Origin of the sequence: Stenotrophomonas sp. SPM, from assembly GCF_003105135.1 — a bacterium.
Taxonomy (GTDB): Bacteria; Pseudomonadota; Gammaproteobacteria; order Xanthomonadales; family Xanthomonadaceae; genus Stenotrophomonas.
Genome location: NZ_QETL01000157.1, coordinates 1 through 5898, shown reverse-complemented (window position 1 = coordinate 5898; position 5898 = coordinate 1). Strand labels below are relative to the sequence as shown.

The window sequence follows — 5898 nt, the reverse complement described above, 5'->3', positions numbered from 1 at the left end:
CTACACCCGCCCCGCAGGAATCAGCATCCTGCCACCGTCACTGGCGGTGGCCCCGTCCCGACCCCATGCAAGGGGACATCTTGTGACGGAGTACGCCTGATGATCCCGTTGTCGATCCTCGACCTGGCCCCGGTCTGCGAGGGCAGCGATACCACCGCCGCCTTCGCCAACATGCTGGAACTGGCCCAGCACGCCGATGCGCTGGGCTACCGCCGCTACTGGCTGGCCGAACACCACAACATGCCCGGCATCGCCAGCGCGGCCACCGCCGTGCTGATCGGCCACGTGGCCGGCGGCACCAAGCGCATCCGCGTCGGCTCCGGCGGCATCATGCTGCCCAACCACGCGCCGCTGCAGGTGGCCGAGCAGTTCGGCACGCTGGCGTCGCTGTACCCCGACCGCATCGATCTCGGCCTGGGCCGCGCGCCCGGCACCGACCAGCCCACGGCGCGCGCGCTGCGCCGCTACTTCGACAGCGCCGACCAGTTCCCGCAGGACGTGCGCGAGCTGCTGCATTACTTCGAACCGGTGCAGCCCGGCCAGGCCGTGCAGGCCGTGCCCGGTGGTGGCCTGCGGGTGCCGACCTGGATACTCGGTTCCAGCCTGTTCGGTGCGCGCATGGCTGCCTCGATGGGTCTGCCGTATGCGTTCGCCTCGCACTTCGCGCCCGATTCGATGGATGAAGCGCTGGCCGTCTATCGCCGCGAATTCCGCCCCTCGGCCACGCTCAAGCAGCCGCACGCGATGCTGGCGCTGAATGTCGTCGCCAGTGACAGCGAAGCCGAATCGCGCCGGTTGTTCACCAGCCAGCAGCAGAGCTTCGTCAACCTGCGTCGCGGTCGCCCGGGCCGGATTCCGGCGCCGGTCGACGACATCGAGACCTTCTGGGAACCGCACGAGAAGCTGGGCGTGGAGCGCGCGCTGGCCTGCACCGTGCTGGGTGATCCGCGGCAGGTGGCCGAGGGCATCGCCGCCTTCGTCGACCGCCACAAGCCCGACGAACTGATGCTGACCGCCAACCTGTACGACCACCGCGCGCGCCTGCGCTCGTTCGAGCTGGCCATGCAGGCCTGGCACGCCCGCCACGCGGGCTGAACATCGGCATCACGGCGCATTGCAGCCGCGCCGGGTCTGATGGGGGCTCTTGCAACCGGAGCCCCCAACCATGGCCGATTCCCGCGCCGAACACATTGCCCAGCTGGCCGAACTGATCAAGGACGTGGAGGTGGCGATGTTCACCACCGTCGGCGTCGACGGCCGCCTGTACAGCCGCCCGCTGGGCACCCAGCAGGTCGCCTTCGATGGCGACCTCTGGTTCGCCACCGCTGCCGACAGCCCGAAGGTGGCCGAGATCGCGCTCAACCCGCGGGTCAACGTGGCTTATGCCTCGCCTTCGAAGAACACTTACGTATCGGTGGCGGGGCGTGCGCGCATCGTCGACGACCGCGCGAAGATCGAGGAATTGTGGTCGCCGCCGATGAAGCTGTTCTTCCCGGGCGGCAAGGATGATCCGAACCTGCGACTGATCCACGTGCGCGCCGATTCGGCGGAATACTGGGATGGCCCCGGCACGCTGCTGGGCAAGGCGCTGAGCTTCGTGCTGTCGGCGGTGCAGGACGAGCCCGCGCAGCTGGGCGACAACGGGTTCATTGACCTGCGGTGAAGGTTTCATCCACGCATGGCGTGGATCTACTGCTTCGCCATGATCCAGTAGATCCACGCCAAGCGTGGATGATCATGTCGCGTGGAGGGTAGCGCCGGGCCATGCCCGGCGAGCGCAGCGGCCATCACTCAGAACCAGCGCTGGAACAGCTCCACCGTATACCCCACCAGTTGCCCGGAACTGAAGCCGAAGAAGGCGATCGCCACCAGCGCGGCAACCCAGTTGAACAGCATCAGCGCGCCATCGCGCTCCAGCAGTGCCAGAGCGAACAGCAGCAGCTGGAAGCCGAACAGGAAGTTGGTGAACGGGATTGGCAGCGAGAGCATCACCCCCAACAGCACCAGCAGCAGGCCGCTGAACGCATGCGCGGGCAGAGGAACCAGCAGCGACGGCATGCGCGGCGAGAGCATGCGGTCCAGTCGACGCAATGGCCGATCAATACGGCGCAGGAACTTCTGCATGGTCCCGCGTTTGGGGCCGCGGCGGGCAATGAAGCCCGGCAGCCAGGGCTTGCGCCGGCAGAACAGCATCTGCAGCCCGATCAACACCACCAGCGGCCCGCTGACCGCGCCGCCCATGCCCGGAATCGGAATGAAGGAGGGCAGGATGGCCACGAACAGGAATACGCCGAAAGCGCTCTGCTGCAGGTCTTTGAGGATCTGCCCGAGCGGCATGTGCTCGGCCGGGTCGCCGGAGGCGAACATCGCCAGCAAGGTACGGATGCCCTCGTTGCGGTAGATCGGGCGCGGCTCGCCCGATTCGTCGTGCGGCGCCTGGTTTGACTCAGGCGGTGAGCTCATCGGCCTGCTCGTCAGACAGGGTGCGCAGCAGCAGCTTGTCCACGCGTGCGCCATCCAGGTCGACCACCTCGAAGCGCCAGCCGGCCCAGTCGAAGTATTCGCCCGCGTGCGGGATGCGGCCGAAGTAGTGGATGCACATGCCGGCCAGCGTGTAGTAGTCGCCGTCCTCGGCGTCGGGCAGCTCGTTGCTGCCGATCAGTTCGCGCAGGTCCTCGATCGGCAGCGAGCCGTCCACCAGCAGCGAGCCGTCTTCGCGGGTCACCACCAGCGCGTCTTCGTCGGCGTTTTCCACCGCCTGCAAGCGGCCGACCACCGCACCCATCAGGTCGCTGATGGTCACCAGGCCCTGGATTTCGCCGTACTCGTCCACCACCAGTGCCATCGACTGCTGTTCCTCGCGGAAGATCTCCAGCAGCTTCATCGCGTGGGTCGATTCGGAAACGTACAACGGCTCGCGCAGGGTCTGGAACAGCGCGTTGTCACCGCGCGCCATGCGCGTGGCCAGCGACTTCAGCTCCAGGATGCCGACCACGTCCATGTCGTTGTCGCGCAGCACCGGGTAGCGCGAGAACTCGTGCTCGGCCATGATTTCCAGGTTGCGCTCCAGCCCGGCCTGGGTGTCCAGCCAGGCGATGCGGTTGCGCGGGGTCATCAGGCTGTCGGCGGTGCGGTCGCCCAGGCGCATGACACGGTTCATCATGTCGCGCTCATGGGTGTCGATCACGCCGGCCTCGTGGCTCTCGGCCACCAGCATGCGGATCTCTTCTTCGGTCACCTGCGCGGCCTCGTCCTGGCCCAGGCCCATCACCTTCAGCATCAGCTGGGTGGTCTTGGACAGCAGCCAGACGAAGGGCAGGGCCAGCTTCGCCAGCCAGCTCATCGGCATGGCCACCAGGCCGGCGATGGCCTCCGAGCGGGTCAGGGCAAGGCGCTTGGGCACCAGCTCGCCGAAGATGAGGGTGATGAAGGTGATCAGGCTGACAGCCAGCACCGTGCCGATCTTGCCGGCATAGGCAAAGCCGGGCATCAGCCCCTCGATCCAGCCGCCGAAGGCTTCGCCCAGCGCCTCACCGCCCAGATAGCCGGTCAGGACGCCGATGACGGTAATGCCGATCTGGACGGTGGACAGGAAGCTTTCGGGCTTCTCGGAGAGCTCCAGCGCCTTGGCTGCGCGCTTGGAGGTGGCCGCCATCTGCTTCAGGCGGCTCTTGCGCGAGGTCATGACCGACATCTCGGACATGGCAAAGAAGCCGTTCAGAAGAACAAGCGCGAAAACAATCAGGATCATTTCAAACACGGGCGTCGTCCCCGGTTGGTGGCAGGGAGGGCGGGTGCTTGCGGTGGCGGCAGGCGCTCAGGAACGGGGTCCGGCGCGGCGCAGGGGGGTAAGGGTCGTCGTCCATAAGGTGCGCCCGGGGGCGCGCTGGCATCTTAGCAAAGGCCCATGGCGGGGTGGCAACTACCTGTTCAGGTTGGGGGTTTTCATCCCCTCTGGGGGGCGGGGATACCCGGAATGGTCATCTAGCGGTCATAATTCGTCCTGGTGCCGTCCTTCCCGCGACGGCTGACAGGTTTCTCAATGTTCTCTCTGCAGACCATTTTCGGTTCCGGCAAACAGTTCTACACCCTGCTTGATGAGGCCGCCGTCGCGGCCAACGACGCTGCCAAGGCACTGCATTCGATGCTGCGCGAGGCCGACCGCCAGCCGGCGCTGGACGCCTTCAAGCTGGCCCGCCTGCGCGAGCGCGCGGCCTCGGACAAGATCAGCCAGGCGCTGGTAGACAGCTTCATGACCCCGATCGAGCGCGAGGACATCGAGGCGCTGGGTTCGGCCCTGTACAAGATTCCGAAGCAGATCGAGAAGTTCGCCGATCGCTATTCGCTGGCCACGACCCACCTGGAACACATCGACTTCGCGCCGCGCGCGGCGATGCTGGAACAGGCGGCCGGCGTGGTGGTGGAGATGGTGGCCGACCTGCGCCACATGAACCTGGACCGCATGACCGCGCTGAATGAGAAGCTGCGCTCGCTGGAGAACGAGGCCGACCGCCTGATGCTCGAGCTGTACCGCGACATCTACTCGGGCCGCCTGGACAACCTGCAGATGTTCCTGCTGAAGGAATTCTTCGAGATCCTGGAAAAGGCCATCGACCGCTGCCGCGAGGCTGGCGTCGTGGCGTACCAGATCGTCTTGAAGAACAGCTGACGGACGCCGCCGCATGTTGACCCTTGTCCTGGTGGTGATCCTGGCCGCGCTCGTCTTCGAGTTCATCAACGGCTTCCACGACACTGCCAATTCCATTGCCACCGTAGTGGCGACCAAGGTGCTCTCGCCCGGCTGGGCGGTGATGCTGGCCGCCGGCATGAATCTGATCGGAGCGCTTACCGGCACCGCGGTCGCACTCACCATTGCCTCGGGCCTGCTCAACACCAACGTCGTGGATGTCACCCCGCAGGTGATCCTCTGCGCGCTGCTGGGCGGCATCATCTGGAACCTGATCACCTGGTGGAAGGGCCTGCCGTCCTCCTCTTCGCACGCGCTCATCGGTGGCCTGTGCGGTGCCGGCCTGGCCGCGGCCCACAACAACTGGGACGCACTGATCTGGTCCGAGCGACTGGGCAGCTGGGCGCAGAACAAGGGCCTGCTGTGGAAGGTGTTCGTGCCGATGATCACCTCGCCGATCGCCGGCTTCCTGCTCGGCATCGTGGTGATGGTGCTGCTGTGGGCGATCATCGCTGGCCTGGCCAAGATCGGCGGCGCCATCGGTCGCCTGGCGCGCCCGCGCATCGTCAATGCCTTCTTCGGCAAGGCGCAGATCGCTTCGGCGGCCTACATGGGCTTCGCCCACGGCCACAACGACGCGCAGAAAACCATGGGCATCATCGCCATGACCCTGATTGGTGCCGAAGCCACCGGCGCGTTGAACGACCTGCCGTCGTGGCTGGCCTTCATGCACCCGGACGCGCACGCTGGTGACGGCATCGCGATGTGGATCGTGCTGACCTGCGCGGTGGTGATGGCTGCCGGTACCGCCTCGGGCGGCTGGAAGATCATCAAGACCTTGGGCCACAAGATGGTCAAGCTGCACCCGATCCACGGCTTCGCCGCGGAGACCAGCTCGGCCACGATCCTGACCCTGGCGGCCCACTTCGGCATGCCGGTCTCGACCACCCACAGCATCTCCACCGCCATCATGGGCGTGGGCTTCGCCAAGAACCCGCGGTCGCTGAGGTTCGGCGTGATCGAGCGCATCGTCTGGGCCTGGATCCTGACCATCCCCGCCGCCGGCGGCTGCGCGTACCTGATCCTGAAGCTGTTCGAGCTGTTCGGCTGGACCTGAGGCCAACTGCCTTGGGGTCAGAGCCCTTCCCTGCGGGAAAGGGATCCGACCCCGGTAAACGAAAAAGCCCGCCGGATTCCGGCGGGCTTTTTCG

6 protein-coding genes are annotated in these 5898 nt (G+C 66.3%); 4 read left to right on the top strand and 2 right to left on the bottom strand.

Features of this window, described 5'->3' with window-relative positions; genetic code table 11:
• Nucleotides 1-99 precede the first annotated feature (99 nt).
• Nucleotides 100-1095, top strand: coding sequence for an LLM class flavin-dependent oxidoreductase (locus DCO49_RS19125; protein WP_116865337.1), 996 nt, complete (start codon nt 100-102; stop codon nt 1093-1095).
• Between the two features lie 70 nt (nt 1096-1165).
• Nucleotides 1166-1663: a pyridoxamine 5'-phosphate oxidase family protein gene (locus DCO49_RS19120; RefSeq protein WP_116865336.1), complete on the top strand. Its 498-nt coding sequence runs from the start codon at nt 1166-1168 to the stop codon at nt 1661-1663.
• 128 nt (nt 1664-1791) lie between these two features.
• On the opposite strand, the gene DCO49_RS19115 is transcribed toward DCO49_RS19120, so the two are convergent.
• Together DCO49_RS19115 and DCO49_RS19110 are read right to left on the bottom strand one after the other, a co-directional pair.
• Nucleotides 1792-2463, bottom strand: coding sequence for an exopolysaccharide biosynthesis protein (locus tag DCO49_RS19115; RefSeq protein WP_116865335.1), 672 nt, complete (start codon nt 2461-2463; stop codon nt 1792-1794).
• Nucleotides 2447-3751, bottom strand: coding sequence for a hemolysin family protein (locus DCO49_RS19110; RefSeq protein WP_079221422.1), 1305 nt, complete (start codon nt 3749-3751; stop codon nt 2447-2449). Before DCO49_RS19110 ends, DCO49_RS19115 begins: the two co-directional genes overlap by 17 nt.
• 291 nt (nt 3752-4042) lie before the next feature.
• On the opposite strand from DCO49_RS19110, the gene DCO49_RS19105 reads away from it, so the two are divergent.
• Both DCO49_RS19105 and DCO49_RS19100 read left to right on the top strand, forming a co-directional pair.
• Complete coding sequence (locus tag DCO49_RS19105; RefSeq protein WP_079221423.1) at nt 4043-4669, top strand: DUF47 family protein; 627 nt, start codon at nt 4043-4045, stop codon at nt 4667-4669.
• A gap of 13 nt (nt 4670-4682) precedes the next feature.
• Nucleotides 4683-5804, top strand: coding sequence for an inorganic phosphate transporter (locus DCO49_RS19100; RefSeq protein ID WP_116865334.1), 1122 nt, complete (start codon nt 4683-4685; stop codon nt 5802-5804).
• Nucleotides 5805-5898 lie beyond the last annotated feature (94 nt).